The sequence below is a fragment of the Pilimelia columellifera subsp. columellifera genome (assembly GCF_039532605.1).
Taxonomy (GTDB): Bacteria; Actinomycetota; Actinomycetes; order Mycobacteriales; family Micromonosporaceae; genus Pilimelia; species Pilimelia columellifera.
Genome location: NZ_BAAARY010000009.1, coordinates 35,425 through 62,177, shown reverse-complemented (window position 1 = coordinate 62,177; position 26,753 = coordinate 35,425). Strand labels below are relative to the sequence as shown.

Annotated in this window: 24 protein-coding genes, 1 tRNA gene, 1 other RNA gene and 1 pseudogene; 18 read left to right on the top strand and 9 right to left on the bottom strand. The window is 70.7% G+C overall.

Going from position 1 to position 26,753, the window contains the following annotated elements; all coding sequences use genetic code 11:
* Nucleotides 1-6 precede the first annotated feature (6 nt).
* On the bottom strand, nucleotides 7-1,188 hold the full coding sequence (locus ABD287_RS11380; RefSeq protein WP_344172047.1) for a GNAT family N-acetyltransferase: 1,182 nt from the start codon (nucleotides 1,186-1,188) through the stop codon (nucleotides 7-9).
* A 163-nt stretch (nucleotides 1,189-1,351) separates the two neighbouring features.
* On the opposite strand from ABD287_RS11380, the gene secA reads away from it, so the two are divergent.
* Entirely contained in the window at nucleotides 1,352-4,129 is a 2,778-nt protein-coding gene (secA, locus tag ABD287_RS11375) for a preprotein translocase subunit SecA (protein WP_344172045.1), read from the top strand.
* A gap of 101 nt (nucleotides 4,130-4,230) precedes the next feature.
* Here the strand turns inward: secA and ABD287_RS11370 are convergent, their stop codons facing one another.
* The gene (locus ABD287_RS11370; protein ID WP_344172043.1) at nucleotides 4,231-4,872 is read right to left on the bottom strand and encodes an Rv3235 family protein; all 642 of its coding nucleotides are present in this window, start codon (nucleotides 4,870-4,872) and stop codon (nucleotides 4,231-4,233) included.
* A gap of 172 nt (nucleotides 4,873-5,044) precedes the next feature.
* Nucleotides 5,045-5,287 (bottom strand): helix-turn-helix domain-containing protein, encoded by a 243-nt coding sequence (locus ABD287_RS11365; RefSeq protein ID WP_344172041.1) that lies wholly within the window; start codon nucleotides 5,285-5,287, stop codon nucleotides 5,045-5,047.
* 116 nt (nucleotides 5,288-5,403) lie between these two features.
* On the opposite strand from ABD287_RS11365, the gene ABD287_RS11360 reads away from it, so the two are divergent.
* Nucleotides 5,404-5,904, top strand: coding sequence for a DUF6912 family protein (locus ABD287_RS11360; RefSeq protein WP_425565602.1), 501 nt, complete (start codon nucleotides 5,404-5,406; stop codon nucleotides 5,902-5,904).
* Here ABD287_RS11360 and ABD287_RS11355 read toward each other — a convergent pair.
* Nucleotides 5,892-6,764: a hypothetical protein gene (locus ABD287_RS11355; RefSeq protein ID WP_344172039.1), complete on the bottom strand. Its 873-nt coding sequence runs from the start codon at nucleotides 6,762-6,764 to the stop codon at nucleotides 5,892-5,894. The two genes, ABD287_RS11360 and ABD287_RS11355, sit on opposite strands and share 13 nt — an antisense overlap.
* Before the next feature lie 215 nt (nucleotides 6,765-6,979).
* Here ABD287_RS11355 and pruA point away from each other — a divergent pair, with 215 nt between their 5' ends.
* The 9 genes and pseudogenes from pruA to ABD287_RS18540 all read left to right on the top strand — a co-directional run.
* A complete protein-coding gene (gene pruA, locus ABD287_RS11350; RefSeq protein ID WP_344172037.1) occupies nucleotides 6,980-8,608 on the top strand; it encodes an L-glutamate gamma-semialdehyde dehydrogenase in 1,629 nt (542 codons plus the stop codon).
* A gap of 119 nt (nucleotides 8,609-8,727) precedes the next feature.
* Nucleotides 8,728-9,537 (top strand): tryptophan 2,3-dioxygenase family protein, encoded by an 810-nt coding sequence (locus tag ABD287_RS11345; RefSeq protein ID WP_344172035.1) that lies wholly within the window; start codon nucleotides 8,728-8,730, stop codon nucleotides 9,535-9,537.
* Between the two features lie 162 nt (nucleotides 9,538-9,699).
* Complete coding sequence (locus tag ABD287_RS11340) at nucleotides 9,700-10,206, top strand: PadR family transcriptional regulator (protein WP_344172033.1); 507 nt, start codon at nucleotides 9,700-9,702, stop codon at nucleotides 10,204-10,206.
* A gap of 73 nt (nucleotides 10,207-10,279) precedes the next feature.
* Entirely contained in the window at nucleotides 10,280-11,401 is a 1,122-nt protein-coding gene (prfB, locus tag ABD287_RS11335) for a peptide chain release factor 2 (RefSeq protein ID WP_344172031.1), read from the top strand.
* Between the two features lie 60 nt (nucleotides 11,402-11,461).
* Nucleotides 11,462-12,142 carry a cell division ATP-binding protein FtsE gene (gene ftsE / locus ABD287_RS11330; RefSeq protein ID WP_344172029.1) on the top strand — a complete coding sequence of 227 codons (681 nt, stop codon included), beginning with the start codon at nucleotides 11,462-11,464 and terminating at the stop codon, nucleotides 12,140-12,142.
* Between the two features lie 111 nt (nucleotides 12,143-12,253).
* Complete coding sequence (gene ftsX, locus ABD287_RS11325; RefSeq protein WP_344172027.1) at nucleotides 12,254-13,129, top strand: permease-like cell division protein FtsX; 876 nt, start codon at nucleotides 12,254-12,256, stop codon at nucleotides 13,127-13,129.
* Nucleotides 13,130-13,224: 95 nt separating this feature from the next.
* Complete coding sequence (locus ABD287_RS11320; RefSeq protein WP_344172025.1) at nucleotides 13,225-14,484, top strand: M23 family metallopeptidase; 1,260 nt, start codon at nucleotides 13,225-13,227, stop codon at nucleotides 14,482-14,484.
* 100 nt (nucleotides 14,485-14,584) lie between these two features.
* Complete coding sequence (smpB, locus tag ABD287_RS11315; protein WP_344172023.1) at nucleotides 14,585-15,061, top strand: SsrA-binding protein SmpB; 477 nt, start codon at nucleotides 14,585-14,587, stop codon at nucleotides 15,059-15,061.
* A gap of 17 nt (nucleotides 15,062-15,078) precedes the next feature.
* A pseudogene (locus ABD287_RS18540) lies at nucleotides 15,079-15,381 on the top strand (SRPBCC domain-containing protein); the annotation flags it as partial.
* 197 nt (nucleotides 15,382-15,578) lie between these two features.
* Here ABD287_RS18540 and ABD287_RS11310 read toward each other — a convergent pair.
* The gene (locus ABD287_RS11310) at nucleotides 15,579-16,079 is read right to left on the bottom strand and encodes a hypothetical protein (protein WP_344172021.1); all 501 of its coding nucleotides are present in this window, start codon (nucleotides 16,077-16,079) and stop codon (nucleotides 15,579-15,581) included.
* Between the two features lie 403 nt (nucleotides 16,080-16,482).
* Between ABD287_RS11310 and ssrA the strand changes: the two genes are divergently transcribed.
* The 5 genes from ssrA (at nucleotide 16,483) to ctaD (ending at nucleotide 21,123) form a co-directional block, all read left to right on the top strand.
* Nucleotides 16,483-16,866, top strand: a transfer-messenger RNA (tmRNA) gene (gene ssrA, locus ABD287_RS11305).
* Between the two features lie 123 nt (nucleotides 16,867-16,989).
* Nucleotides 16,990-18,102, top strand: a complete 1,113-nt coding sequence (locus tag ABD287_RS11300) for a hypothetical protein (protein ID WP_344172019.1) — start codon at nucleotides 16,990-16,992, stop codon at nucleotides 18,100-18,102.
* Between the two features lie 186 nt (nucleotides 18,103-18,288).
* Nucleotides 18,289-18,843 (top strand): YqgE/AlgH family protein, encoded by a 555-nt coding sequence (locus tag ABD287_RS11295; protein WP_344172017.1) that lies wholly within the window; start codon nucleotides 18,289-18,291, stop codon nucleotides 18,841-18,843.
* A gap of 116 nt (nucleotides 18,844-18,959) precedes the next feature.
* Nucleotides 18,960-19,032 (top strand) — tRNA-Ala (locus ABD287_RS11290).
* A gap of 351 nt (nucleotides 19,033-19,383) precedes the next feature.
* On the top strand, nucleotides 19,384-21,123 hold the full coding sequence (gene ctaD, locus ABD287_RS11285; RefSeq protein ID WP_344172015.1) for an aa3-type cytochrome oxidase subunit I: 1,740 nt from the start codon (nucleotides 19,384-19,386) through the stop codon (nucleotides 21,121-21,123).
* Between the two features lie 73 nt (nucleotides 21,124-21,196).
* On the opposite strand, the gene ABD287_RS11280 is transcribed toward ctaD, so the two are convergent.
* From ABD287_RS11280 to ABD287_RS11265, 4 genes are all read right to left on the bottom strand, one after another.
* Nucleotides 21,197-21,613, bottom strand: coding sequence for a hypothetical protein (locus ABD287_RS11280; protein ID WP_344172013.1), 417 nt, complete (start codon nucleotides 21,611-21,613; stop codon nucleotides 21,197-21,199).
* Nucleotides 21,614-21,733: 120 nt separating this feature from the next.
* Entirely contained in the window at nucleotides 21,734-23,881 is a 2,148-nt protein-coding gene (locus ABD287_RS11275) for a hypothetical protein (RefSeq protein ID WP_344172011.1), read from the bottom strand.
* Nucleotides 23,882-23,938: 57 nt separating this feature from the next.
* Entirely contained in the window at nucleotides 23,939-24,514 is a 576-nt protein-coding gene (locus ABD287_RS11270) for an isochorismatase family protein (protein ID WP_344172009.1), read from the bottom strand.
* A gap of 11 nt (nucleotides 24,515-24,525) precedes the next feature.
* Complete coding sequence (locus ABD287_RS11265) at nucleotides 24,526-25,800, bottom strand: nicotinate phosphoribosyltransferase (RefSeq protein ID WP_344172007.1); 1,275 nt, start codon at nucleotides 25,798-25,800, stop codon at nucleotides 24,526-24,528.
* Nucleotides 25,801-25,880: 80 nt separating this feature from the next.
* Between ABD287_RS11265 and clpS the strand changes: the two genes are divergently transcribed.
* Both clpS and ABD287_RS11255 read left to right on the top strand, forming a co-directional pair.
* The gene (gene clpS / locus ABD287_RS11260) at nucleotides 25,881-26,177 is read left to right on the top strand and encodes an ATP-dependent Clp protease adapter ClpS (RefSeq protein ID WP_344172005.1); all 297 of its coding nucleotides are present in this window, start codon (nucleotides 25,881-25,883) and stop codon (nucleotides 26,175-26,177) included.
* The gene (locus ABD287_RS11255; protein WP_344172003.1) at nucleotides 26,153-26,701 is read left to right on the top strand and encodes a DUF2017 domain-containing protein; all 549 of its coding nucleotides are present in this window, start codon (nucleotides 26,153-26,155) and stop codon (nucleotides 26,699-26,701) included. The genes clpS and ABD287_RS11255 overlap by 25 nt, the downstream gene beginning before the upstream one ends.
* Nucleotides 26,702-26,753: the final 52 nt, after the last annotated feature.

The following is a 26,753-nucleotide window of genomic DNA, read 5'->3' as shown; positions in this document are numbered from 1 at the left end:
GTCCGATCATCGCCGCTGGGGCGTGGCGTCTGTCGGCGGGTCGGTCAGGTCGTCGGGCAGCAGCGCCCCGGTCCAGATGTCGACGCGCCTGCCCCGGTGCGTGATGGCCGACCGACGCGGGCCCTCCATCCGGAAACCGGCCCGCTGCGCGACCCGCCGGGACGCCTCATTGCCGACGTTCGCGGCCCAGCTGACCCGCGCGAGCGCCAGCGCGTCGAAGCCCCACCGGCTCAGCTCGCGCACGGCCACCGCACAATAGCCCCGGCCGCGCGCCCACGGCGCCACCGCGTAGCCGATGTCGCCGACGGCCGGGTCGGGGCCCAGCCGCAGCGAGATCGTTCCGGCGAAGGCGTCGTCGCCGTCGGCCAGGACCAGCTCCACCGCCTCGCCGCGTTCCCACCGCAGCCGCCCGAACGCCAGGAACTGGCTGGCCTCCTGGCGGTCGTAGTCGGCGGGAATGTTCGTCCAGCGCAGGGTCTGCGGGTCGGCGGCGGAACGGACGAGGCCGTCGAAGTCCCGCTCCGCCAACGGCCGCAGCCGAACCGGCCCGCCGTTGGCTTGGAGGTCGAGGACGGGGCGGTCGCCGGCGAAGGTGGCCGCCTGCCGGGCCAGCCGGCTGCCGGGGGCGGCCGGACGGTCGGGCGAGGGCGTAGTCAACTCGCCGGCCAACAACTCGCCGTGCCACTGGTCGTGGCGTCCGCGGCGGTCGAGTTCGGCGCGGGCCACGCCGCCGACGGTGAAGCCGAGCCGCAGCGCGACGAGGCGCGACACGTGGTTGCCGGCGCCCGCCCGCCACCCGATCCGCTGGAGGTCGAGACTGTCGAAAGCCCACCGCAGCAGCGCCCGCGTCGCCCGTTCGGCGACACCGCGACCCCGTGCCCACGGCGCTGTCCAGTATCCGACTTCCGCCTCGCCGTTCTCGCGGTCGAGCCGGGCCAGGCCGCACGAGCCGAGCAGCTCCCCGGAGTCAGCGTCGAAGACGCCCATCGGCACACCGGTCCGCCCGGCGAGCTGCCTCGGCGCCCACTCGGCGACGAACGCGACGGCGTGTTCGTGCAGGTAGGGATCGGGAACCGACGTCCAGCGCCGGATCAGCGGGTCGGCGCAGGCGCGGGCGACAGCGGGCGCGTCACCCGGTCGCCAAGGTCGTAGGAGCAGATCATCCAGGCGAATTTCCGGTGGCCGCATCGCCCGATCATTGTCGAGGCGCGGACGTCCTTCCAGCGCTTATCGCCCGCTGCGCTCGCCTCTGTGTGGGTAGGCGCGGGGCATTCGATCCGGGCGTGGTGGACGCCACGGTGTGATCTGCGCCTACGATGGGGCGGTTGACTGTGTAGGGGAGTTCTGAGCCGTGACGATTTTGGAAAAGCTTCTCCGCGCCGGAGAAGGTCGCATGCTGCGGCGCCTGAAGGCGATCGCGGCGGCGGTCAGCTCGATCGAGGACGACTACACCGGCCTGTCGGACGAGGAGCTGCGAGAGCAGACTGACTTGTTCAAGGAACGGTACGCCGACGGCGAGTCGCTCGACTCGCTGCTTCCCGAGGCGTTCGCGGTGGTCCGCGAGGCGACGAAGCGGGTGCTCGGCCAGCGTCACTACGACGTGCAGATCATGGGTGGCGCCGCGCTGCACTTCGGCAACATCGCCGAGATGAAGACCGGCGAGGGCAAGACCCAGACGGGACTGCTCCCGGCGTACCTCAACGCGCTCTCCGGTGGCGGCGTCCACATCATCACCGTCAACGACTATCTCGCCCAGCGTGACGCTGAGTGGATGGGCCGGGTGCACACGTTCCTCGGCCTCACCGTCGGGGTGATCCTGCCGAACCGCCCGCCGGCCGAGCACAAGGCCGCGTACGACTGCGACATCACCTATGGCACGAACAACGAGTTCGGCTTCGACTACCTGCGCGACAACATGGCCTGGTCCGCCGACGACATGGTCCAGCGTGGCCACAATTTCGCCATCGTGGACGAGGTCGACTCGATCCTCATCGACGAGGCCCGCACCCCGCTGATCATCTCCGGTCCGGCGGAGCATTCGCCGCGTTGGTACAGCGAGTTCGCGTCGCTGGTCAAGCGCTTCGAGGCGGGCAAGGACGGCGAGGGCGACTACGAGGTCGACCACGCCAAGCGCACCGTGGCGATCAGCGAGCGCGGCGTCTCCCGGGCCGAGGACCGGCTCGGCATCGAGAACCTGTACGACCCGGTGAACACCCCGCTGGTCGGCTACCTCAACAACGCGATCAAGGCCAAGGAGCTGTACAAGAAAGACAAGGACTACATCGTCGCCGACGGCGAGGTCCTCATCGTCGATGAGTTCACCGGGCGCATCCTGCACGGCCGCCGTTACAACGAGGGCATGCACCAGGCGATCGAGGCCAAAGAGGGCGTCGAGATCAAGCAGGAGAACCAGACCCTCGCCACGGTCACCCTGCAGAACTACTTCCGCCTGTACGCCAAGCTCTCGGGCATGACGGGCACCGCCCAGACCGAGGCGGGCGAGTTCAACCAGGTCTACAAGGTCGGCGTGGTGTCGATCCCGACGCACCGTGACATGGTGCGGATGGACAAGCCGGACGTCATCTACAAGTCGGAGAAGGCGAAGTTCGACGCCCTCGTGGAGGACATCGCCGAGCGGCACGCCAAGGGACAGCCGGTCCTGGTCGGCACGGTCTCGGTGGAGAAGTCCGAGATCCTGTCCCAGCTGCTTCGCCGTCGGGGGATCACCCACAACGTCCTCAACGCCAAGTACCACGCCCGGGAGGCCGAGATCATCGCCCAGGCGGGGCGTAAGGGCGCGGTCACCGTGGCGACGAACATGGCCGGCCGGGGCACCGACATCCTGCTGGGCGGCAACCCCGAGCACGCTGCCGCCGCTGAGCTGCGGGCGCGTGGGATCGACGAGGCGGAGAGCCCGGAGGAGCACGCCAAGGCGATGGAGGAGATCCTCCCCCGGGTCAAGGTCGAGTGCCGGGCGGAGGCCGACGAGGTCACCGCCGCCGGCGGCCTCTACGTCCTGGGCACCGAGCGCCACGACTCTCGCCGTATCGACAACCAGCTGCGCGGCCGTTCCGGGCGCCAGGGCGACCCGGGCGAGTCCCGGTTCTACCTGTCGCTCCAGGACGAGTTGATGCGCCGGTTCAGGGCCTCGGCCGTCGAGGCGGTCATGGACCGTTTCAACATCCCGGACGACGTGCCGATCGAGTCCAAGATGGTGAGCAAGCAGATCAAGAGCGCCCAGACGCAGATTGAGGCGCAGAACGCCGAGATCCGCAAGAACGTGCTCAAGTACGACGAGGTCATGGACAAGCAGCGCAAGGTGATCTATGCCGAACGTAAGCGGGTCCTCGACGGCGCTGACATGCACAACCAGGTCGCGCCGATGATCGGCGACCTGGTCACGGCCTACGTCACGGGCGCCACCGCCGACAAGTACCCCGAGGACTGGGACCTTGAGAAGCTGTGGGCCAGCCTCAAGGAGGTCTACCCCGTCGGGGTCACGATCGAGGAGTTGGAGGAGGAGGCCGGCGACCGCGCGGCCATGGACACCGACTTCCTCGTCGACCGCCTCCAGAAGGACGCCCAGGCGGCCTACGCCGCCCGGGAGCAGGAGCTGGGCGCGGAAGCGCTGCGGGAGCTGGAGCGTCAGGTCATGCTCTCGGTGATCGACCGCCGCTGGCGCGAGCACCTGTACGAGATGGACTACCTCCAGGAAGGCATCGGCCTGCGCGCCCATGCCCAGCGGGACCCGGTCGTCGAGTACTCGCGTGAGGGCTACGAACTGTTCACCCAGATGATGGACGGCATCAAGGAGGAGGCGGTTGGCTTCCTGTTCAACCTGGACGTCCAGGTTGAGGAGCAGCCGACGATCACCCTGAACCCGGACGAGGCGGTGGCGCTGGAGCCGTCGGTCGAGGTGCATGTGCCCGGCCTGGGCGGCGCCAAGCAGCCGCGGAACCTCCAGTACACCGCGCCGAGCATCGACGGTGAGGCTGGCAGCGGCGCGCCGGTCGTGGCGAGCGGGCCGGATGTCGGCGCGGACAAAGTCAGCGGTGGTCCGTCCCGTAACGCTCCGTGCTACTGCGGTTCGGGCAAGAAGTACAAGCGCTGCCACGGGGCGCCGTCCTGACCGGCGCCTGACACTGAACCGCCGAGGACCGCGGGACGATTACTCGTCCCGCGGTCCTCGTTTTCCACCGCGCAACCCCTCCACCGCGCAACCTGGCCACCTCAGGCGACCAGGAGCAGGTCCGCGAAGCGCCACACGCCGCGGTCGGTCAGCCGGAGCTGTCCCGCCACCGCCCGGACCCGCCCGGCCAGCTCAACGAGGGCGACGACATCCGCGGTGTCCGGCCCGGCCGCCGCGAGCCGCACCGATCGGACAGTCAACGTGGCCGCCGACCCCTTGCCCTGGGGTCGACGGCTGGCGGCGTCGGGTTCGCGGCGCCGCGGCGCCGCCAGCCGTGCCCGGGCGTCGGGAAGCTGGGCGAGAAGGCGGTCGGCGTCGGCTGGACAGGCGACGAGTCGGAGGTGTCCGCCGGGCCGATGTCCGTTGAGGATCTCGACGTACCGCGCGACGAGCTGCCGCGCGGCCAGCCGTAGCGCGGGATCGGCCGCTACGGCGTCGGTGGCGGCGGTGGCCGCTGGCTGGTTCGTCGTGGCCGGGAACGTCAGAGCGAGCTGACCGGGCAGTTCGCTGTCCGGCGGCGCCGAAGGGTCCGCCCGCCCGGAGCTGCGCGACAGGCAGGTCGGGGCCCGTGACGGCGGTTCGTACGGTGGCTCGGTGGCGGGCGCTGGGCGGATGCGGACCGGCGGGTAGTGCCGCCCCACCCGCCTCGGCGACCCGGGGCGTGACGGCGTCTCGATCGTCATGAATTCAGCCCTTTAAGTCTTCGTTTGCTTTCGTTTGCCTCCGATAACCTAGCAACGTCCGGGATGGACGGTCAATGGCCGGCGCTGGAGGCCCAGGGCCTCGACGCGGCGCGGCCGGGACACAGCGAAGCCCCGGGCGCCCGTCAGGCCCGGGGCTTCGCTGTGGGAACGGTCAGTCGTCGCGTTCGACCAGCGGGTTCTGCTCGATCCAGCTGGCGGTTTCGTCGTACTTGCGGACGATGTACTCCTCCAGACGGGACCGCTCGACCCGCCACTGACCCCGCCCACCGACCTTGATCGCCGGCAGCTCGCCGCTGCGTACCATGTGGTAGACCTGCGAGTCCGAAACGTTCAGCTCCGTGGCCACCTCGGACAGCAGCAGGAACCGCGCGCTCGGGCGGCCCTCGACTGACATCCGGTTCTCCCCATGAATCGTGTGACAGCGGGCCGGTTCGCGCCGCGTCTCCTAGTCTGCCAGCAGGTCCGTCGACGCCGCCGCGCCGGCGACCGCGCGAGGAGAGGCGTCACACGGTGGGCGACACGTCAGTCCGGGTGTACCTGAGCGCGACCACTCGGTCGCTGAGCGAGCTGGGCGACGGTGGGCAGCTGTCGGTCGTCGAGGCGCACGCGGTCACCCCGCACCTGCGTGAGTGGTACGCCGAGGGCGACGAGGAGGAGCTGGAGTACGTGGCGTTCACCCGCGCGGCCCAGGGCGCCCTGCGGATCCTGGTCGGGATGCCGCAGGCGCCGCCGCGGCGCGTGGTGATCAGCGTCGACCTGCCGTCGGCGGCGGTGCGCCCGGCCAGCCAGCAGTTGGGGGACAGTACGGTGACGCTGGCCGGGCCGGTTCCGGCGTCCGCGGTGGCCGCGGTCCATGTGGACGGCGCTGGCGCGGAGCCGGACGTCGTCGCGGCGCTCGCCCGGATCGCGGAGGCCGCTGCCGGTGACGAGGACGCCCAGTTCGTCGTGGACTCGGTCGAGGATCACGAGCTGGAATGGTATGACCGCACCGAGCTGGATCAGCTGCGCTGACCCGGTCCGAGCGAGCGCCCGTACCCGACGAGCGCGACGATCCCGCCCAGGAACATGACCACCATGGCGTGGTTGATCCGGGAGCCGTCGGTCCATTGCTGCATGGTCCGGTCAGCGTCGCTGATCTGGCGGGTCAGGTACAGCAACGACGATCCGCCGATCCGGATGATCACCTCGCCGATCAGCAGCAGCGCGCCAGGTCCGGCGCCGGCGACGAGGTAGGCGAGCCAGCGGCTCCGGCGGCGCCGAAGCGCCCTGTACGCCACGACGCCGGCGGCGACACCGCCGATGAGCGCGGTGAGGATCGCGTACCAGGTCTCGGCGTCGACCCGGTCGGCTGCCGACGGCTCGTACAGCCAGTCGAAGACCGGGCCGCGCGCCAACGCCAGGGCGAGTCCGGTGACGAACATCGCCAGCGCGGCGGCCACGACCCCGGCCTGGGTGTGTGGCGCCCGGTTCGCGGCGAGCGCCCCGCCGAGGATCGCCGCCCCGGCGAGCGTGGCGGCCAGGATGAGCCGCTGCGGGTCGCCCCCGGCGACCGCAGCGAACGCCCCGCCGGCAGCCAGGGCGACCGCCAGCCCCGCCCCGAGCGCCGCCACGAACCGGAACCCGACCGGACGGGTCAGCGCCGGGTCGACCCGGCGCAGCGTCAGCAGCCCGGCGCCGAGCCCGGCGACCAGGGCGGCGCCGACCAGCCCGGGGAGGGCGTACGCGGACACCGCGAGCGCCACCACCCCGGTCGTCGCCTCGATCGACCGGTGCGCTGACCACAGCGTCCCCGCCAGCCACAGGAACGCCAGCGCGGCGAGGACGGCCACCCCCCGCTGGGGGCGCGGACGGGCGGGGGGCTGCGTTGACACCCTCGGCTCCTTGGCTCGGCGGCGGCGCCGGCGGCCCGTCCGGGCCGGTCCTGACGCTTTGACCGGCCCAGGCTACGCGGGCTGGCCGCGACCCTGGCCGGGCGGCGCCGCGACCATGGCAGGATGGCGAGGTCGCGGAAAGCCGCCCGCCCGGCCGATGGGTAGCGGCGCTGACCTGCGCTGACCTCATCCCCTTGCCCTTGGAGGAGCATTCGATGGACGCCGTGATCGCGGTTCCGGAGCCCCGGAACGAGCCGGTTCGCAGCTACGCCCCAGACACCGCCGAGCGGGCGAGCCTGCGACGGAGGCTCGGTGAGCTGGCCGGAGAGCGGCTGGAGCTGCCCATGACGATCGACGGCCGGCAGCGGATGGCCGGCGGCGAGGCCCTCGATGTCGTGGCCCCGCACCGGCGTCACCACGTGCTGGGCGTCACGGGCAATGCCACCACCGCCGACGCCGCGGCCGCGGTCGCCGCGGCGAAGGCCGCGGCCCCGATGTGGCGGGCGTTGGCCTACGAGGACCGGGCGGCGATCTTCCTGCGCGCCGCTGAGCTGCTCGCCGGCGGCTGGCGGGACACCCTCAACGCCGCGACGATGCTGGGCCAGTCGAAGACCGCGATCCAGGCCGAGATCGACGCCGCCTGCGAGCTGATCGACTTCCTGCGGTTCAACGTCACCTTCGGTCGCAAGCTGCTGGCCGAGCAGCCGGCGTCCTCGGCCGGGATCTGGAACCGGTTCGACCACCGCCCGCTGGAGGGTTTCGTCTACGCGGTCACCCCGTTCAACTTCACCGCGATCGCGGCGAACCTGCCGGCCGCGCCGGCGCTGATGGGCAACACGGTGGTCTGGAAGCCGTCGGTGACCCAGCAGTTCTCGGCGCACTTCACTATGCGCCTGTTCGAGGCGGCCGGGCTGCCCCCGGGCGTCATCAACATGGTGACCGGCGACGGCATCGCCGTCTCGGACGTGGCCCTGGCGGACGCCGACCTGGCCGGTATCCACTTCACCGGCTCGACCCGCGTGTTCCAGCATCTGTGGCGGACCGTCGGGGAGCGGATCGACTCCTACCGTAGCTACCCGCGGCTGGTCGGCGAGACCGGCGGCAAGGATTTCGTCTTCGCGCACGCCAGCGCCGACGCCGACGCCCTGCACACCGCGCTGATCCGCGGCGCGTTCGAGTACCAGGGGCAGAAGTGCTCGGCGGCGTCGCGTGCCTATGTGCCGCGTTCGCTGTGGGATGCCGGCCTGGGCGACCGGCTGGCCGCCACCGCCGACTCGCTGACGTACGGCGACGTGGCCGACTTCGGCAACTTCGGCGGAGCGGTGATCGACGGTCGGGCGTGGGCCCGGCACAGCGAGGCGCTGGACCGGATCAAGAACTCGTCGTCGTGCACGGTGCTGGCCGGCGGGACCGCGGACGACTCCGAGGGCTGGTTCGTCCGGCCGACCGTGGTCGCCGGCGCGGACGCGACGCACGAGATCTTCACGACCGAGTACTTCGGTCCGATCCTCGGCGTGCACGTCTACGAGGACGCCGCCTGGCGGGAGACGCTGGCCCAGGCCGAGTCGGCCGCCCCGTACGCGCTGACCGGCTCGATCTTCGCCAACGACCGCCGGATCGTGGCCGAGGCGAGCGAGTCGCTGCGCTTCGCGGCCGGCAACTTCTACATCAACGACAAGCCGACCGGCGCTGTCGTCGGGCAGCAGCCTTTCGGCGGCGGGCGCGCCTCGGGCACCAACGACAAGGCTGGCTCCTGGCACAACCTGGCCCGGTGGGTCTCCCCGCGGACCATCAAGGAGACCTTCGAGCCGCCGACCGACCACACCTACCCGCACATGGCCTGACCTTCTCCCGGCCGGCCCGAGAGGCCGGTCACAGCGCCTCCCGACGCCCCGCCAGCGCTCTCGCCTGGCGGGGCGTCGGTCCTTGCCGACCGAGCTGATCATGGCGGTAGCGTCGGGGCATGACCAACAACGAAGGATTCGTGGATTTCGATCCACATTTCGGCGAGCAGGGCGGCCTGCTCACCTACGGCAGCTACCTGCGGGTGGGGGAGTTGCTGGACCAGCAGGTGCTCGAGTCGAACCCGCCGGCCCACGACGAGCTGCTGTTCATCACGATTCACCAGGTGTACGAGCTGTGGTTCAAGCAGCTGCTGCACGAGCTTTCGGACGCCCGGGACCGGATGATGGCCGGCGAGGCGTACCTGCCGCGGGTGCGGCTGAAGCGCTGTCAGGTCATCGGGCGGGTGCTGGTTCACCAGGTCGATGTCATCGACACGATGACGCCACAGGACTTCGTGGCCTTCCGGAGCAAGCTGGCGCCGGCTTCGGGGTTCCAGTCGGCCCAGTTCCGGGAGTTGGAGTTCCTGTCCGGTCTCAAGGACCCGGGCTATCTGAGCCGGTTCAAGGGCCTGTCAGAGGTCGAGCAGGCCCGGCTGAGTCGCCGACTGGCCGAGCCCAGCCTCTGGGACGGGTTCCTGGCCGTGCTGGCCAAGGCCGGGTTCGAGGTGGACTCCAGCGAGCAGCGCTTCGCCTCCTATCTGACGATCGCCCGGGACCGGGAGCGGCACGGCCCGCTGTGGGACCTGGCCGAGGCGCTGGTCGAGCACGATCAGTCGTGGGCCCTGTGGCGATCGCGGCATGTGCTCATGGCGGAGCGCCAGATCGGCACGAAGACGGGGACGGGTGGCTCGTCCGGCAGCGGGTATCTGCGCTCGCGGACCCCGGTGCGGTTCTATCCCGAGTTGTGGGAGCTGCGTTCACGTATGTAACGGGAATAAAGCGGACTAAAAGCCCAGATCGGATCATCGGTGACGGGCGCCGCTAGGCGCCCTGGTGTGGACTGTCGCCGGAAGACAGTCCACTACAGAAGACACAAACTGCAAAAATCGGATATGCTGGACCTACCGGATAAAGCGTGGCAATGTGGAGTCATGGCAGACTCTGCGATCAACCCGACCGCGGCCGCCCTCCTGGGGCTGCTGCACTCCGGTCCGATGACCGGCGGCCAGCTCATGGCCGAAGCCGAGCGGCGCCTCGGCCCGTACTGGTCGATGACCCGCAGCCAGGTCTACCGGGAGCTCCCGGTCCTGGCTGACCTCGGGTACGTCCGGCTGGGCAAGCCCGGCCCGCGCTCGTCCCAGCCGTACGCGATCACCGCGTCCGGCAAGCGGGCATTCAGCAAGTGGCTCGGCGAGGTCCCCGGCCGCGACGCGCTCCGCAACCCGATCGCCCTGCGGATCGCCTTCGCCCCGCAACACAGCGCCAGTCAGCTCAAGGCGCTCAAGGAAGGCGCGCACAGCTACCACACCGAGTCCCTCAGCCAGGTCAAGGAGCAGGCCAAGGAGGCCCGCAAAGAGGGCGACGAGCACGGCGCGGCCGCGCTTGATTTCGCCGCGGCCTACCACAAGGCCGCGCTGGCCTGGCTCAAGAATCTCTGACCGTCGGTGCCGCCTACTGTGACGGTGCGCGTGCGCGAAACGCCCGCGGACCGTCACGGTAGGCTTGTCGGCTGTGACCGCTCCCGAGTTCGCCGACCAGCTCAAGGGCCTCGACGCCACCATGCGCTCCATCGAGGCCGTGCTCGATGTCGACCGCCTCCACCGGGACAAGGCCGCCCTCGAGGAGCAGGCTTCCGCGCCCGATCTGTGGGACGACCAGGCCCGGGCCCAGTCGGTCACCTCGCGCCTCTCCTACGTCAACGGCGAGATCAGCAAGCTGTCCTCGCTGCGTGGCCGGCTCGACGACGCCTACATCATGCTGGAGATGGCCGAGGCCGAGGGCGACGCCGACTCGCTTGCCGAGGTCGGCGCCGAGCTGACCAGCCTCGGCAAGGCGATCGAGGAGCTGGAGGTTCGGACCCTGTTGTCCGGCGAGTACGACTCGCGGGAGGCGCTGGTCGCGATCCGCGCCGGCGCCGGCGGCGTGGACGCCGCGGACTTCGCCGAGATGCTCATGCGGATGTACCTGCGCTGGGCCGAGCGGCACGGATACCCGACAGAGGTCTTCGAGACCTCGTACGCCGAGGAGGCCGGCCTCAAGTCCGCCACCTTCGCCGTCAAGGCCCCGTACGCGTACGGCACCCTCTCAGTCGAGGCCGGCACCCACCGGCTGGTCCGGATCAGCCCGTTCGACAACCAGGGCCGCAGGCAGACCAGCTTCGCCGGCGTGGAGGTCCTGCCGGTGGTGGAGCAGACCGACTCGATCGAGATTCCCGAGAACGAGATCCGGGTCGATGTCTACCGCTCCTCGGGTCCCGGCGGACAGAGCGTCAACACCACCGACTCCGCCGTCCGGCTCACGCACATCCCCACCGGGATCGTCGTGACCTGCCAGAACGAGAAGTCCCAGCTACAGAACAAGGCCTCGGCGATGCGGGTGCTCCAGGCCCGGCTGCTGGAGCGCAAGCGGCAGGAGGAGCAGGCCAAGATGGAGGGCCTCAAGGCTGACGCGGCCGGTTCCTGGGGCGACCAGATGCGTTCATACGTGCTCCATCCCTACCAGATGGTCAAGGACCTACGGACCGAGCACGAGACGGGCAATCCGTCATCGGTCTTCGACGGCGAGCTTGACGGTTTTGTCGAGGCCGGCATCCGCTGGCGCAAACAGCAGCAGATCAGCGCACAGGACGCGTAACTTCTTCGGAGCGACCCGCCGGACTTGGCGTTCTGGGCTCAGCGCGTAGACTCTGCACCCGTGATTCAGCTTGAGCATGTGACGAAGACGTACCCCAAGGCGTCCCGCCCGTCACTGGACGAGGTGAGCGTCGGCATCGAGAAGGGCGAGTTCGTCTTCTTCATCGGACCGTCCGGTTCCGGAAAGTCGACGATCATCAAGCTGCTCCTGCACGAGGTCACCCCGAACAAGGGCAAGGTCATTGTCAACAACAAGGACCTGACCTCGATGCGCTCGTGGCGCATTCCCGCCTTCCGACGCACCATCGGCTGCGTGTTCCAGGACTTCCGGCTGCTGCCGAACCGCACCGCGTACGAGAACGTCGCGTTCGCTCTTGAGGTGATCGGGAAGACCAAGGCGGTGGCCCGGCGGGTGGTTCCCGAGGTGCTGGAGCTGGTCGGCCTCGGGGGCAAGGAGCACCGGTACCCGCACGAGCTGTCCGGCGGCGAGCAGCAGCGTGTGGCCGTGGCCCGCGCGTTCGTGAACCGGCCGCTGATCCTGCTGGCCGACGAGCCCACCGGAAACCTCGACCCGGACACCTCCATCGAGATCATGCGGTTGCTGGACCGGATCAACCGGACCGGCACCACCGTGGTGATGGTGACGCACGACTCCAACATCGTGAACCAGATGCGACGTCGGGTGATCGAGATCGACAGTGGTCGGATCGTGCGAGACCAGGCGCGCGGGGTCTACGGCTGAGTCACCTCCGCCGGGCGCCGCGCCGCGTCGCCGTAGTGATGCCGACCACCAACGACCTGCCGCGCCGGGCGCCAGCCGCTCCGGACGCGGATCGCAACGGAAGGAAACCCGATGCGCGCGAAGTACGTCCTGTCCGAAGTGCTGGTGGGGCTCTGGCGCAACCTGACGATGACCATCGCCATGATCGTGACCATGGCGGTGTCGCTGACCATGGTGGGCGCCAGCTACGTGGGCTTCAAGCAGGTCGGCCAGATGGAGGACTTCTACTACGCCAAGCTTGAGGTCTCGGTCTTCCTCGTCGACACGATCACCGAGGATCAGCGCAGCGGCCTCGACTCCCAGCTCCGCGCCGACCCGCTGATCCGCGAGGTCCTCTACGAGAGCAAAGACCTGGCGTACGCGAACTTCAAGCGCATCTTCAGCGATGCTCCTGACCTGGTGAACAGCGTCAAGCCGGGCGATCTGCCGGAGTCCTTCCGGCTCAAGCTGAAGGATCCGACGCAGTTCGGCGAGGTCTTCACCCGCTACAACGGCACACCGGGCATCGACCAGATCGTCGACCAGCGGAACCTGCTGGACCGGATCTTCAAGATCTTCGACACCTTTCAGCTGATCATCCTGGTGGTGGCCGGCATCATGGCCTTCGCCGCCCTGCTCCTGGTGGGCAACATGATCCAGGTCGCGGCGTTCAACAAGCGGCGTGAGGTCGCGGTGATGAAGCTGGTGGGCGCGTCGAACTGGTTCATCCAGGCGCCGTTCGTGCTGGAGGCGGTCTTCGCCGGGATCGCCGGCGCGCTCATCGCGTTCGGGCTCATGGCGGCCAGCAAGGCGTTCCTCATCGACGGCGACCTGTCGTCGCTGACTGAGTACCTGACGGTCGTCAAGTGGAGCACGATCTTCTGGACGCTGCCGATCATGCTGGGCGTCGGGACGTTCGTCAGCTCCGTGACAGCCTGGGTCACCCTGCGCTTCTACCTGCGGGTCTAGCTGCCGACACTGCTGGGGCAGGAATGACTGAAGTTCCTGAAATGGCAGGTGTGTCTCGGATACGGTGATTCTCACGCTGAGGCGGGAGGTTCACCGTGTTCGCCAGTCGCCGGTTCCGGCCGCGCGCGATGGTTGTGGCCGCCCTGGGGTGTCTGCTCGTCGGCAGCGTTGCCACGCCTGGCCGCTCGTGGGCCGATCCCAGAACCGACGACCAGGCCGCCCGCGCCGCGGTGGCCAGGGCATCGGCGCTTCTGGAAGGCGCGACCACCCAGGCGCAGGCAGCCGCCCAGAGCCTGGCCGCTGTGAACGCCTCGCTGCCGCTGGCTCAGGAGCGCGTCGCCGTCGCGCGGGGAGTCGTCGCGGGGGCGACGGTCGAGGCCGGCACCGCCCGTCGGAAGGCCGACCTGGCCCGGGACGCCGCCGACGCCGCCGACCGCCGCTACGCCGCGAGCGTCACGCGGGTCGAGATCGCCCGCCAGCGGGTCAGCGACTTCATCGCTGCCACCTACCGCGGGGCGGGCCTGGTCACCGTCAACGCTGTGCTGGCAGCCAGGAACCCCGGCGAGCTGACGCTACGCTCGGGCTACGCCAACATCCTGGTCACCCACCGTCAGCAGGCCGTCGACGACCTGGTGGCGCTGCGCCGGGCCACCAAGGACGACGCGAACGCCGCTGAGTCCACGCGTCGGGTCGCCGCGGCGGCGGAGGCCAAAGCGGTCGCGGCCCTTCGGCGGGCCCGGGCCGCCGAGGCCGACGCCCGCCAGGCCGCGGCGCGAGTCACCGCCCTCGTCGCGCAGCGCGCCTCCGCTCTGGCGCTGGCCCGCAGCCAGCGCGTCGCCAGCCTGGCCCGATACCGCCAGGCCCGGGTCGAGCAAGCCAGGATCGCCGCCCAGCTTCGGGCCTGGGAAGGCCGGCGCGGCTCGTCCGGCCGCTCCTGGCGGGCCGGAGCGCTGTTCCTGATGCCGGCTGACGGCTGGAAGAGCAGCGACTTCGGCTCTCGGTTCGACCCTTTCTACGGGGTGTGGCAGCTGCACGCCGGTGTCGACATCGCCGCCGATGCCGGATCGCCGGTCTACGCGGCAGCCGACGGCCAGGTGATCCGCGCCGGGTGGAACGGCGGCTACGGCAACTTCACCTGCCTGTCCCACGGTCGGATGAATGGACGCGGCCTCACCACCTGTTACGCCCACCAGTCCCGGATCGCGGTCCGGGACGGCCAGTGGGTCCGCGCCGGCCAGGTGATCGGACGCGTCGGGACCACCGGCGCCTCCACCGGCTACCACCTGCACTTCGAGGTGCGTGTCGACGGCTACCCCGTGCAGCCCTTGCGCTGGTTGCCTTCCTGCTTCTGCTGAGCCTGCGCCGCGCTGCTGGCCGCGCTCGTATTGGCGACGCCGCCCTCGCGGCCGGGCGGTAGCATGGCGCGACCGTCCAGCGGAGAGAGGGTGAGGGCTGATGCCGCGCGAGCAGGGACGCAAGGTCGTCGCGTCCAACAAGCGGGCCCGGCACGACTACACCATTCTCGACACGTACGAAGCCGGCCTGGTCCTCAGCGGCACCGAGGTCAAGTCATTGCGGGCAGGCCGAGCCTCGCTGGCGGACGCCTTCGCGCAGCCGCGCGGCGACGAGCTTTACCTGTACGGCCTGCACATCGCCGAGTACGCCCAGGGCACCTGGACCAACCATGAGCCCCGACGTACCCGCAAGCTCCTGCTCCACCGGGCGGAGCTGAACAAGATCCTCGGCAAGCTGGATCAGAGCGGCCTCACCCTGGTGCCGCTTCAGCTGTACTTCTCCGATGGCTGGGCCAAGGTCGAGATCGGACTTGCCAAAGGTAAAAAATCCTATGATAAGCGGCAGGATCTCGCCAAGCGGGACGCAGACCGTGAAATCGCCAGGGCGCTCGGCCGACGCGCCAAAGGTATGCGCTGAGCGCCTATGCTTCTCCGATGGCCGAGATTCTCATCGATGTTGATCTCCGGCATCCGGTGGAGCGGGTCTGGCGGGCGCTGACCGACCGGGCCGTCCTCGGGGACTGGCTCATGCCCACCGACCTCGAGCCCTACGAGGGACGGTCGTTCGTTCTCTGTCCGGATGGCCTCGCGGGCTTTGACGGCCCCATCGACGGCGAGTTGGTCGAGGTGGCCGCCCCGCGACGCGTCGTCATGCTCTGGCACGAGGAGCAGGGCCGCTCCCGGGTGAGCTGGGAGCTGACGGCGACCGAGGTCGGCTGCCGGCTGACGATGACCCAGACCGGCTTCTTCGGCGTCCAGGGGACGTTACGCCGCCATCGGCTGCTGCGCGCCTACCAACTCATGCTGAACACCCGGCTTCCGGCGGCCCTCAACCGCCTGGCCACCGGGACCACTCCTCCGTACCGGCCACCGGGTCGGCAGCGCACGCCTCCATCCGCCGGGGCCGGGGCCGGGGCTGAGCTTGCTGAGTCGGCTCAGCCGATCGGACTCAGGCCCGCCGCTCCGCAACCTGCCGCTGACATCTCCGAGGAGTGGTCGTCCGTGGAGCTGCCGTTGCCGTCCGGGGCCGACCACCGGCGACTCCTGCCGTCGACGCTGGAGTCGACGGCGTCACGAAACCTGGCAGCTGACCCGCACACCTCCAGCGCGCGCCAGCGCCGGGCGATGCTCCTGGGGGCTGCCGCGGGGGCGCTGGTCGTGCTGGTGGCCGTGGTGATCGGCGGCTGGCTGGTGGCCCCGCGCGTGTTGCCGGCGCTCGGCATGGGGCCCGGCGGCGGCCAGGACGGCCAGGTTGGCCCCGGGGCGCCGGCCGAGGGCGGCCTGGGCCAGGCCGCCGGCCCGCCGACGGTGGCGGGGGCGACGCCGGCGCCAGCCGCGGCGACGACCCCTGATCCCTCGCCGTCACGTGGCGACGCTCCGGCGCGTCCGGGCCAGCCCGGCGGCCCGCCCGGTCCCGGGAGCGCCCCGACCGCCACGCGGGTGCCGCCGCCGAACCCCGGTGGCCAGCCAACGATCGAGTGGATCGCCGGCTACCGGACGGTCCGGTCGGATGAGAGCCGGGTCGTCACCGAGGTCGTTGTCGGAAATCCGGGCCGGGTCGCCGGCTCAGGCTGGCGGGTCGTGGTCACCGCGCCGAGGGGCGCCGAGCTGGGCCAGGTCCGAGGAGCGGTCGGCCAGTGGCGGTCCGGTCAGGCTGTTTTCACCGCGCTCGACCCGCGTGAGGCGGTGCCGGCGGGCGGGTCGGTGCGGTTCCGGTTCACCCTCCGGGGCGTCGACGCGATCACCGGATGCGCCGTCGGCGGATCGTCATGCGCCGGGCGGGATTTACCGCTGGACAGCACGCGTTACGATTGGGGGGCTACGCACCCGAGCACCCAGGGGGGTGACTGGTTTCGACTTCGTACGGTGAGGCAGGAGAAGCGAGCCGAGGAAGCCGACGTCGTCTCGATAATCGTCGTCGGAAAACAATAAGCGCCGAGAAGAATACTCTTTCGCGCAACGATCTCGCTCTCGTCGCCTGACGAGACTGAGATCCGCTGTCGGTCTAGGAGCGCCTTCGACCTAGTTGCCGGCATCATTGAGAAGGCTGGCCAGTTCGCCCCGGTCGCGGGGGCGGCACGGTGAGATTAAACAGCGGCTGGGCCCGTCACACCAACTCGCTCGCGTGATTGGTGGGGTCAAGTAGAGACACAGCGAGCTGCGCTCGGAGAAGCCCTGGCAAAGCGGCGAAGGACCCGGGTTCAATTCCCGGCACCTCCACCCCCAAGACGCGGCGGGGGCGGACGTCATGTGACGTCCGCCCCCGCCGCGTTTCTTCGTCCGCGCCGGTTCCGGGCCGGGAACCGGCGCGCGTCGGCGCACGTCCCAGCGGGTATGACCGGACGCGTGAAACGACCTGAGATGACCCCCGGCGCGTCGTCGACCCAGACGTCCGTCCCGCCCCGTCCCGCCCGACGCCTCGCCGCGCTCGGCGTGGGCCTCGCCGTCACTGCTGTCGGGGCGTGCGCCCAGCCGACGGACAGCGGCAGCCGCCCCAGCGATCCAGCCGAGACCCGGTTCGGCGTCCGCGCCGAGGCGCTCGCGCAGGCATGGCGGCAGGCCGGTGGCGCCGCCACCTGGACCACTGCTTTCATCCCGCTACAGGGGCTGACCGTGCCGAGCCAGGGCCTGCGGTTTGATCCGGAGACCCGGCAGGCGTTCGAGGCCGGCTGGTACCGCCTGGGAGCCGTGTTGCCGGCGCCCACGCCCGGCAGCGGCAAGATCAATTATCTGGACGGCGCGCAACAGCAGGTTGCGCTGGTCCCCGCCGCGGCCGCGTTCGGCCAGCTCGACGCCGGCGAGCCAGCGGGTTGCCTCGTTCCCCAGCTGGGGCTGCCCGGCGCCGGCGTGGCCTCACCACAGCCGTCCGCGGCCAACCCGACCAAGCCATGCGCGGCGGCGCTGACCGTTGCCGCCGTCCGGCTCGGCACGGTTCCCTTGGCCACCAGCCGCGGCCTGGCCGACGTCCCGGCCTGGTTGTTCACGATTAAGGAGCTTGGCGGCGACGTCGCCCGGGTGGCCGTCGCGCCCACAGCGATCACCGCGGTTCCGCCGCTGCCGACGGATGAGCCCGACGCCGCCGACCCGGCTGTCGCCCCGCCCGCGGCAACGCCCGGGACGTCCCCGCCGGCGGCAACCCCGACGGCGGCGTCGCCGGTGGCGACCCCGAGCGGCGGTCAGCAGAGCGTCGTGCTGCCGGTCGATCGGCTGGCCTCCGTCAACGGCCGGGCCGTCGCCTACGAGGTCGCGGGCAGCGCATGCGACAAGAACGTGCGGCCGGTCTGGCACGAGAGCGGCGATGTCGTCGTCCTCGGCGCTCTCGCCGACCGTGACAGCGGGGTGTGCACCAAGCAACTCGTCCTGCACAAGGTGTCGGCGGAGCTGGACGGCCCGGCGACCGGCCGGACGCTTCTCGATGGTGGCGGCGGCAGGCTGCTCGTGCTCACGACAACGCCGTAGCGCGCACCGTCCATGGCATGCCGTCATCAGCCACGAGGGCAGGCTATGGTGCGTCTCATGGCCCTCGCGCCCCAGCCGGCGACTGTCGACTGTGTCGGCCCGCCCGTGCTGGCCAGGCTCTTGGAAGCAGCCGCCGACCATTAGGAGGCTTGGTTGATGGGCTCGCCACGCGCCGGAGGCCCGCTGATGGCTTCGCTCACCGGACAGCTACTGGTCGCTGCGCCGGTGCTCAAGGACCCCAACTTCGACCGGACCGTGGTGATGCTGGTGGCTCACGAGCCCGGTGGCGCCCTCGGGGTGGTGTTGAACCGGGCGACTGAGGTGCCCGTCGGCGAGGTTTTGGAAGGGTGGCAGGAGTTGGCCGCCGCTCCCGGTGTCCTGTTCGAGGGCGGTCCGATGAAGCCGGAGTCGGCGATCTGCCTGGGCCGGGCCCGTCCGGGCGCGCGGCGTTCGCGTGGGTTCCAGCCGGTGGCCGGTCAGATCGGCACCGTCGATCTGTCGGCGGGACCGGACGCGCTGCGTGACGCGGTCACCGGGATCCGGGTCTTCACCGGGTACTCGGGCTGGTCGGCCGGTCAGTTGGAGGAGGAGATCGAGTCCGGCTCGTGGCTGGTCCTCGACGCCCTGCCCGGCGACCCGCTGGCGCCGCGTCCCGATGACCTGTGGCCAACGGTGCTGCGGCGACAGGGCGGGATGATGGCTGCGGTGGCCCACTTCCCGGCCGATCCCGCCGACAACTGAGCCCCCGGCGGCGTGGGTCCGTCGGAGGTGTGTACTATTTCCACCGTGCCTGCGGGAGCAGGCGTGTCTCAAACCACACAAGTGGGGCGGGAGTCCCGCGAAAGCGGGAGTGTTCTGGGGCCGTGGCGCAGCTGGTAGCGCACCACACTGGCAGTGTGGGGGTCAGGGGTTCGAGTCCCCTCGGCTCCACCGGAACAGCAAGGGCGTAGACGATGTCTGCGCCCTTGACTATTTCTGCGCACGGGTAGGTGGGTCGCCTTGGGCCGGTAGGCCACCTCGAGCGCCCAGGTTGTGGCTTTGCCGGTGCGCCCGGCGTGACCGCGCCGGGTACGGCATGATCGATAACTGGTCCTGGCGTCGGCCCGCCTTGTGTGGCCTGGCCGGGCCACCCCGTGGGCGGGGGACCCCGTCCCGGGAGCTATTCTGCGTCCTCAGGTACGCCCTTGGTCGACTTTGACCATCGAGAGCCCGCTACAGCGGACCTCCGGTCGAAAGCGTCGGGCCGTGCCGGAGCGGGATAACGACCAGACCGGAGGCCTCGTGACCACCGTCGCACCGAAGCCCATCGTCACGCGGGCTTACCCGGTTCGCAAACCGGCCAACGGCTCGGCGTTCGCGCGCCTGCTGCGGACCACGGACGCGAAGCAGATCGGGATCATGTACATGGTCACGGCCTTCGGGTTCTTCCTAATCGGCGGCGTGATGGCCCTGTTCATGCGGGCTGAGTTGGCGCGGCCGGGCGGGCAGTTCCTGTCGCCTGAGCAGTTCAACCAGCTGTTCACCATGCACGGCACGATCATGCTGCTGTTCTTCGCGACGCCGATCGTGTTCGCGTTCGCGAACTTCATCACGCCGATCCAGATCGGCGCCCCGGACGTCGCGTTCCCGCGGTTGAACTCCTTCGCCTACTGGCTGTACCTGTTCGGCGGGCTCATCACCATGGGCGGGGCGCTCACCCCGGGCGGCATGGCCGATTTCGGCTGGTTCGCCTACACGCCGCTGAGCAGCGTCGAGCACTCGCCGGGCATGGGCGCGAGTCTGTGGATCGCCGGTCTGGCCCTGTCTGGTCTGGGCACCATCCTCGGCGCGGTCAACATGATCACGACGATCCTGACGCTGCGCGCCCCCGGCATGACGATGTTCCGGATGCCGATCTTCACCTGGAACATCCTCATCACCAGCCTGCTCGTCATCCTCATCTTCCCGTTGCTGGCGGCCGCGCTCTTCGCTTTGCTGGCCGACCGTAACCTCGGCGCGCACGTCTACGACGTGGAGCACGGTGGGCCGATGCTCTGGCAGCACCTGTTCTGGTTCTTCGGCCACCCCGAGGTCTACGTCATCGCGCTGCCCTTCTTCGGCATCGTCAGCGAGATCTTCCCGGTGTTCAGCCGCAAGCCGATGTTCGGCTACACCGGGCTGGTCGGCGCCACCATCGCCATCGCCGCCCTGTCGATGAGCGTGTGGGCGCACCACATGTTCGCCACCGGCCAGGTCCTGCTGCCCTTCTTCAGCTTCCTCAGCTTCATGATCGCGGTGCCGACCGGCGTGAAGTTCTTCAACTGGATCGGCACGATGTGGCGCGGGCAGATCACCTTCGAGTCGCCGATGCTGTTCTCGCTCGGCTTCCTGGTGACCTTCCTGTTCGGTGGCCTCTCCGGCGTCCTGCTGGCCAGCCCGCCGATCGACTTCCACGTCTCCGACTCGTACTTCGTGGTGGCGCACTTCCACTACGTGCTGTTCGGAACGATCGTGTTCGCCGTGTACGCCGGCATCTACTTCTGGTTCCCGAAGATGACCGGCCGGATGCTCGACGAGCGACTGGGCAAGGTTCACTTCTGGCTGACGATGATCGGCTTCCACACGACGTTCCTGGTGCAGCACTGGCTGGGCACCCAGGGAATGCCGCGTCGGTACTACGACTACCTGCAGTCGGATGGCTTCACGACGCTCAATACCATCTCGACGATCGGGTCGTTCGTGCTGGGCCTGTCAACGCTGCCGTTCCTCTATAACGTGTGGAAGTCTTACAAGGCCGGGCAGACCGTCAACGTCGATGACCCGTGGGGCTACGGCAACTCCCTGGAGTGGGCGACCAGCTGCCCGCCGCCGTTGCGAAACTTCGACCGGATGCCGCGCATCCGCTCGGAGCGGCCGGCGTTCGACCTCAAGTTCCCGCACCTGGCCCCCGGGTCCATAGAGCGTTCCGCGGACATCGCCCCGGAGGTCGAGCCGGGCGAGCACGAGACCGAGCCGGGCGAGTTCCGGATCACGGGCAAGTAGACCCGAACCGCACAGCCGCGAACTCGACAGCGGGAGGGCGTGGGACCGTTTCTGGTCCCGCGCCCTCCCGCTGTCAGCGGCGCCCGCCCGATGGCCGGCTGCTGCCGCTGGCCGAGCCGCCGCGCGTTGTAGAGCCGCCGCCGGCGCGGGGGCCGCCCTTGGTGGACGCTCCACCCTTACCGGCGCCCGCCCTGGGAGCTGATCCGAGATCATCGCAGTCGTCCTCGACGTCGGCGCCGCAGTCGTCGGTGAGGTCGGCGGCCGGATCCTCGTCGGATCCGGCCGTGTCGTCCGCACCGTCGCCCCCGTTGGCGCCGCCGCCGTCGTCGTCGACCCCACCGCTGTCGTCGTAGCCGGCGTCCGCGGTGTCCACCTTCTCGAACCCGCTGTCGGTCGAGCCCGGCGCGTCACCGTAGGAGATGGCGCAGCCGCTGGCCGCCGTGAACAGCACCAGGCCCAGCAGGCTCGACGCCGCGCGTCGTCCGTTCATCGCAAGCCTCCACTGTCGAGCGACCGAAGTGCCCTCAACATAGGCGCCCGGGGCGCTCAAACGAGCCGTTGTGTCGGAGGCCCGACAGATCTCGGCGCCGGCCGTCGCCGCACCGGGCGGTCAGTCGGCGGCCACCGCCACCATCGCGTCCCGGAGCAGTCCGGCCGACGGCTTGAGCCGCTCCCGGTGTCGCACCCGCTGCCACGGCTCCCACCGCAGGACGCCGGCGTCAGCGACACCGCCCCCGACGCTGTCGACGCTGAACCGGATGCCCTCGGTGGGCGCCGTTGCCCCCACGCCCCACGACGGCGTGAGCACCTGCAACGACGACGGGTCGGCAAAGCCCGCCAACGCCCACGGCAGACGCATTGTCAACGTGCCGCCGTCGAGGCGCCACAACGCCCGGCTGTCGGCGCCGGCGCCGGGGCCCCACGACCCGTGGCGCAGGCGTCCGACGTTGAGGTACTCGGCGGGCAGCGACTCGCCGGTGGTCGGCACGACCACGGCCCGGTTGAGCACCAGCTCGTAGGGGCGCCAGCCGCCGACGGCCGGCAACCGACCCGAGGCGTCGCCGCGGTAGTCCAGCTGGACCGGGTCCAGCTCCTGCCGGGTCCACACCTGCGCGTCCCGCCCGGTCAAGTCCACCGCCACGGCGATGTCGGCGCCGCGCGACGCGCCGCCGGGCGGCGGCGGCCCGGAGACTGTGGGCAGGGTGTCCAGTCCGATCGTCAGCGTCGGCGGGCGCGGCGTGTCCAGGGTGATCCGCAGCTGCACCTGGGCCTCGTCGAACGTCGCTTCCACCCGGCGTGCCACCTGGCCGGCGGGGCCCTCCCACAGGGTGTGCCAGCCGACGTCCGCCGGGCCGAGCGGGTCGGTGGCGATCACGCCGAAGTGCTGCTCGTTGGTGAGGGCGTCGTGCCACAGCGCCCGCCGGTGCGCCGGCGCCTGGCGGTTGATGGTGTTCCAGGTGAACTTGAACCACTCGTCCGCCCAGGCGAACACCATGCCACCGGCCAGGCCCTGATCCTTGATGGCGTGGAGCAGTTCGGCGTCGATCGCCATGGCGGCGTCCTCCGCATGCCCGCCCTGGTGCCGGCCGAGCGGTCCCAGGTGGGCGCTGCCGACGCTCGACGGAACCCCGAACTCGGTGATCATGACGGGGATGGCGCCGTGGTGCGACCGGAGCGCGGCCAGGTACGTCACGTACGGGTCAAGCTGGCCCCGGTAGCGCAGCAGGCTCGCTGCCGGCAGGTGGCGCTGGAAGTCCGGGTAGTACGGATAGGCGTGGTAGCTGGCGAACGTCCCGCCGGGCCACGCCTGCGTCGGCAACACCCGGTTGGCGTCGATTCCCACCACGTCCTCGCGTGGGTTCGGCTCCTCGGGATGGCGTAGCGGGTCGGTCGTTGGCCAGTTCACGAACGCCATCGGCGCCGACCGCCCCCGGCCCACCTCGGCGGTGGCCAGGTCGTCCATCCGGGCGGCCAGCCACCGTTCGGTGGGGGTGGCGCCGTTCCCGCTGACGAAGTAGCGGCCCCGGTGCGCGGCCGCACGGGCGTTTCGACGGTCGGACGCCGCCGTGGCCACCGGGTCCCACTCCACGCCCACGATCCACAGCGCCAGCCATCGGCTGACGTCCGTGGTCCACCGTCCGCTCGCCCGGCCCGGCGTCGGCGCCCGCGCGAGCGCCCCGCTGACCGCCGCCGAGGCGTCCCGCAGCTCGTTGACGAACGCGGTGGTGTGCGCCGGCTCGAATAGGTTCCCGGTCGTGACGTACCCGTGCTCGTCGGGCAGGTAGACGCCCTGGGCGAGGTAGAGGGGCGCGTGCGGGCGCCGGTCGTTGTGCGCGGCCAGCTCGGTGTAGAAGGCGGGCGGGTGGATGGTGTAGACGCGGACCACCCGCACGCCGAGGCGACGCATCGCGTCGAACCACGCGCGGTAGTCGTCCGCGGTCATCGCCAGCTGACCCGGTTCGGTTCCCGGGGTGGTGCTGCCCAGGTTGACCCCGGGCAGGAAACGCTGTGGACCCGACGCGGTGTGCAGGGAGAAACCGTCCGGCCCGGAGGACGCCACCATCCGTAGCCCGTTGCTTTCGACCGGCCGGGCCGCCCACGACTCGCCGCCGACGTCGGCTGGCAAAGCGCCCACCCCGACGATCCGGCTGGGCGCCCCGGAACGGGCCAGCGGGGCGTCCGCCGCGACCAGGGCGAGCGCCGCGACGACGGCCGCCGCGCCTGCGCGTCGACCGACCCGCCCCCGCGCTCCGTCCACGGGGTCATTGTGGGTCCCCGCGGGCCACCGCGGGGCGGAACGGCCGTGGCCGGGCGCTCAGCCGGGCGTCGTCGGGGCGCCGGCGAGGGTGACCCCGGCGGCGCGCAGCGCGTCGAGGGCGGCTTCGGTCGTGGCATGGGCGACGCCGGCGGTGAGGTCGAGAAGGACGGTGGCGGCGAAGCCCTCGCGCGCGGCGTCCAGGGCGGTGGCCCGCACGCAGTGGTCGGTGGCGATGCCGACGATGTCGACGGCGGTAACGCCGCGCATCCGTAGCCAGGCGGCCAGGCCGATGCCGGCGGCGTCGCCCTCGAAGCCTGAGTAGGCGGCCGCGTGCGCGCCCTTGTGGAACACCGCCTCGATCCGGTCGGTGTCCAGGTCCGGGTGGAAGTCGGCGCCGGGGGAGCCGGCGACGCAGTGCGCCGGCCAGGTCGTCGCGAAGTCCGGGGTCTGGCTGAAGTGGTCGCCGGGGTCGATGTGGTGGTCCTGGGTGGCCACGATGTGATCCCAGCGGTCCGGGCCGGCGGCCAGCGCGGCGGAGAGTCGCCGCGCCACCTGCGCGCCGCCGGCTACGGCGAGCGACCCGCCTTCGCAGAAGTCCCGCTGCACGTCCACGATGATCAATGCGTTGGTCATGGCCGACTCCCTCACTGCGCGGTGATGGCGGTGACCGGAACGGCCGGGTCGCCTGCGGACAGTTTGAGCCCCTCCCACGGGATCGAGATAAGGCATTGGCGCAGATGCTCGCGGGACTCCGCCAGCGTGGGCCGTCCGACGGGCTCGCCGCCGACGAGGTGGGCCCGTTGCAGCAGCCGGTCGTTCGGCTGGTGGTCGGGCACCCCACGGGAGACCACGATCTCCTCGGTGGCGGTGCCGGTCGGCTTGTGCCGACGGACGGCGGCCTTGCGCCCGCCGACCGTCGCCTTGTTCTCGGAACGCTTGACCACCGGCCGGCCGTCCACCTCGACGAGTTTGTAGACCAGCCCGGCGGTGGGGGCGCCGGAGCCGGTGACCACCGAGGTGCCAGCCCCATACATGTCGACGGGCTCGGCGGCGAGGGCCGCGATCGCGTACTCGTCCAGATCGCCCGAGACGATGATCTTCGTGTCCGGCGCGCCCAGCGAGTCGAGCAGCTCGCGGGACTGATGGGCCAGCACCGACAGGTCGCCGGAGTCGATCCGGATCGCCCGCAGGCCGGGACCGGCCACGGAGATCGCGTTGCGGATGCCCTGGGTGATGTCGTAGGTGTCGACCAGCAGCGTCGTCTCCGACCCCAGGGTGGCGACCTGGGCGGCGAAGGCCGCCGGCTCGTCGTCGTGGAGCAGGGTGTAGGCGTGCGCGGCGGTTCCGGCGGTCGGGATGCCGTGCCGGGCCCCGGCGGCCAGGTTCGAGGTGTACGCGAATCCGGCAAGGTAGGCGGCCCGGGCGGCGGCCACCGCCGCCTCCTCGTGGGTGCGGCGGGCGCCCATCTCGATGAGCCCCCGGCCCCGGGCGGCGGTGACCATGCGGGCGGCCGCTGCGGCGACGGCGCTGTCGTGGTTGAGCACCGACAGGATGAGCGTCTCCAGCACCACGCACTCGGCGAACGTGCCGGTGACCGTGAGGATCGGGGAGCCGGGGAAGAACAGCTCCCCTTCGGCGTAGCCGTCGATGTCGCCGGTGAATCGGTAGTCGGCCAGCCAGCGGGCGGTGTCGGCGTCGACGATGCGGCGTCCGCTCAGGTACGCGATCTCGTCCGGGCGGAAGCGGAAGCCGGCGATGCGGTCGACGAGCCGCCCGACCCCGGCGACGACGCCGTAGCGGCGTCCGGTGGGCAGCCGCCGGGCGAACACCTCGAACACGCAGCGTCGACCGGCGGTGCCGTCGGCCAGGGCCGCGTTCACCATGGTCAATTCGTAATGGTCGGTCAGCAAGGCCGTCACCCGTTCAGCCTATTTGACGCTCCGGGTCCGGTTCGACCGGCCGGGGGTGGCGGCCGGGCGGTCGTGGCACGATGGAGGGCATGGCAGCGGACATACGCCAGGGCGGAGTGGCCGAGCAGGTGCGGCCCAGCGAGGAGGCCGCGCTCGCCGGCCCCTGGCAGGTGGTGGTCTGGGACGACCCGATCAACCTAATGACCTACGTGACGTGGGTCTTCCAGAAACTCTTCGGCTACAGCCGTGAGGAGGCGGAGAAACTCATGCTCGACGTCCACGAGCAGGGCCGGGCGGTGGTGGCCAGCGGTCCGCGGGAGCGGATGGAGCTGGACGCCAGCCAGCTGCACGGCCATGGGCTGTGGGCGACGGTGGACCGGGTGTGAGCGCCGACGGCGCCGCCACCCTGTTCGTCCGCCGGGGTGAGCGCTACGTGGCCTGGCTCGCCGAGGACGAGGTGCGGGTGCTGCGGAAGGTCTCCGCGGAGATGGTGGGTCTGCTGACCGACGGCTTCGGCCACGACGATCCGGTGGTGCGGCGGCTGTTCCCCGACGTCTACCCGGACGCCCCGGACGACTCCGCCGAGTTCCGCCGGTTCACCGAGGGTGAGCTGAAGACCGGCAAGGTCGACCAGGCCGGGGCGGTGCTGGCCGGGCTGCCTGAGCGGGAGGGCGAGGTCAGCCTCGATCCGGAGGCCGCCGACGCCTGGCTCCGGGCGCTCACCGACGCCCGGCTCGCCATGGGCGTGCGGCTCGGCCTCGACGCCGACACCGACCTACGGGTCGAGCTTGATCTCGCGGTGGACGACGACCCCGGATCGTCGCGGGTGTTCCAGCTCTCGGTCTACGCATACCTGGGCTTCCTGCAGGAGAGCCTGTTGGAAGCGGTCATGGGGGCGCCGGTCCGGTGAACACGCCGGCGCTGTGACCGGCGAAGATCACCTGTTGCGGACAACACGGTCC

What these genes read in the sequence shown, in the direction of transcription:
- ABD287_RS11380 (WP_344172047.1), bottom strand. Translation starts at nt 1,188, where the DNA reads ATGCGGCCACCGGAAATTCGCCTGGATGATCTGCTCCTACGACCTTGG.
- ABD287_RS11370 (WP_344172043.1), bottom strand. Translation starts at nt 4,872, where the DNA reads ATGACGATCGAGACGCCGTCACGCCCCGGGTCGCCGAGGCGGGTGGGG.
- ABD287_RS11365 (WP_344172041.1), bottom strand. Translation starts at nt 5,287, where the DNA reads ATGTCAGTCGAGGGCCGCCCGAGCGCGCGGTTCCTGCTGCTGTCCGAG.
- pruA (WP_344172037.1), top strand. Translation starts at nt 6,980, where the DNA reads ATGGACGCCGTGATCGCGGTTCCGGAGCCCCGGAACGAGCCGGTTCGC.
- ABD287_RS11345 (WP_344172035.1), top strand. Translation starts at nt 8,728, where the DNA reads ATGACCAACAACGAAGGATTCGTGGATTTCGATCCACATTTCGGCGAG.
- ABD287_RS11340 (WP_344172033.1), top strand. Translation starts at nt 9,700, where the DNA reads ATGGCAGACTCTGCGATCAACCCGACCGCGGCCGCCCTCCTGGGGCTG.
- ftsX (WP_344172027.1), top strand. Translation starts at nt 12,254, where the DNA reads ATGCGCGCGAAGTACGTCCTGTCCGAAGTGCTGGTGGGGCTCTGGCGC.
- smpB (WP_344172023.1), top strand. Translation starts at nt 14,585, where the DNA reads ATGCCGCGCGAGCAGGGACGCAAGGTCGTCGCGTCCAACAAGCGGGCC.
- ABD287_RS11295 (WP_344172017.1), top strand. Translation starts at nt 18,289, where the DNA reads ATGGCTTCGCTCACCGGACAGCTACTGGTCGCTGCGCCGGTGCTCAAG.
- ABD287_RS11280 (WP_344172013.1), bottom strand. Translation starts at nt 21,613, where the DNA reads ATGAACGGACGACGCGCGGCGTCGAGCCTGCTGGGCCTGGTGCTGTTC.
- ABD287_RS11270 (WP_344172009.1), bottom strand. Translation starts at nt 24,514, where the DNA reads ATGACCAACGCATTGATCATCGTGGACGTGCAGCGGGACTTCTGCGAA.
- clpS (WP_344172005.1), top strand. Translation starts at nt 25,881, where the DNA reads ATGGCAGCGGACATACGCCAGGGCGGAGTGGCCGAGCAGGTGCGGCCC.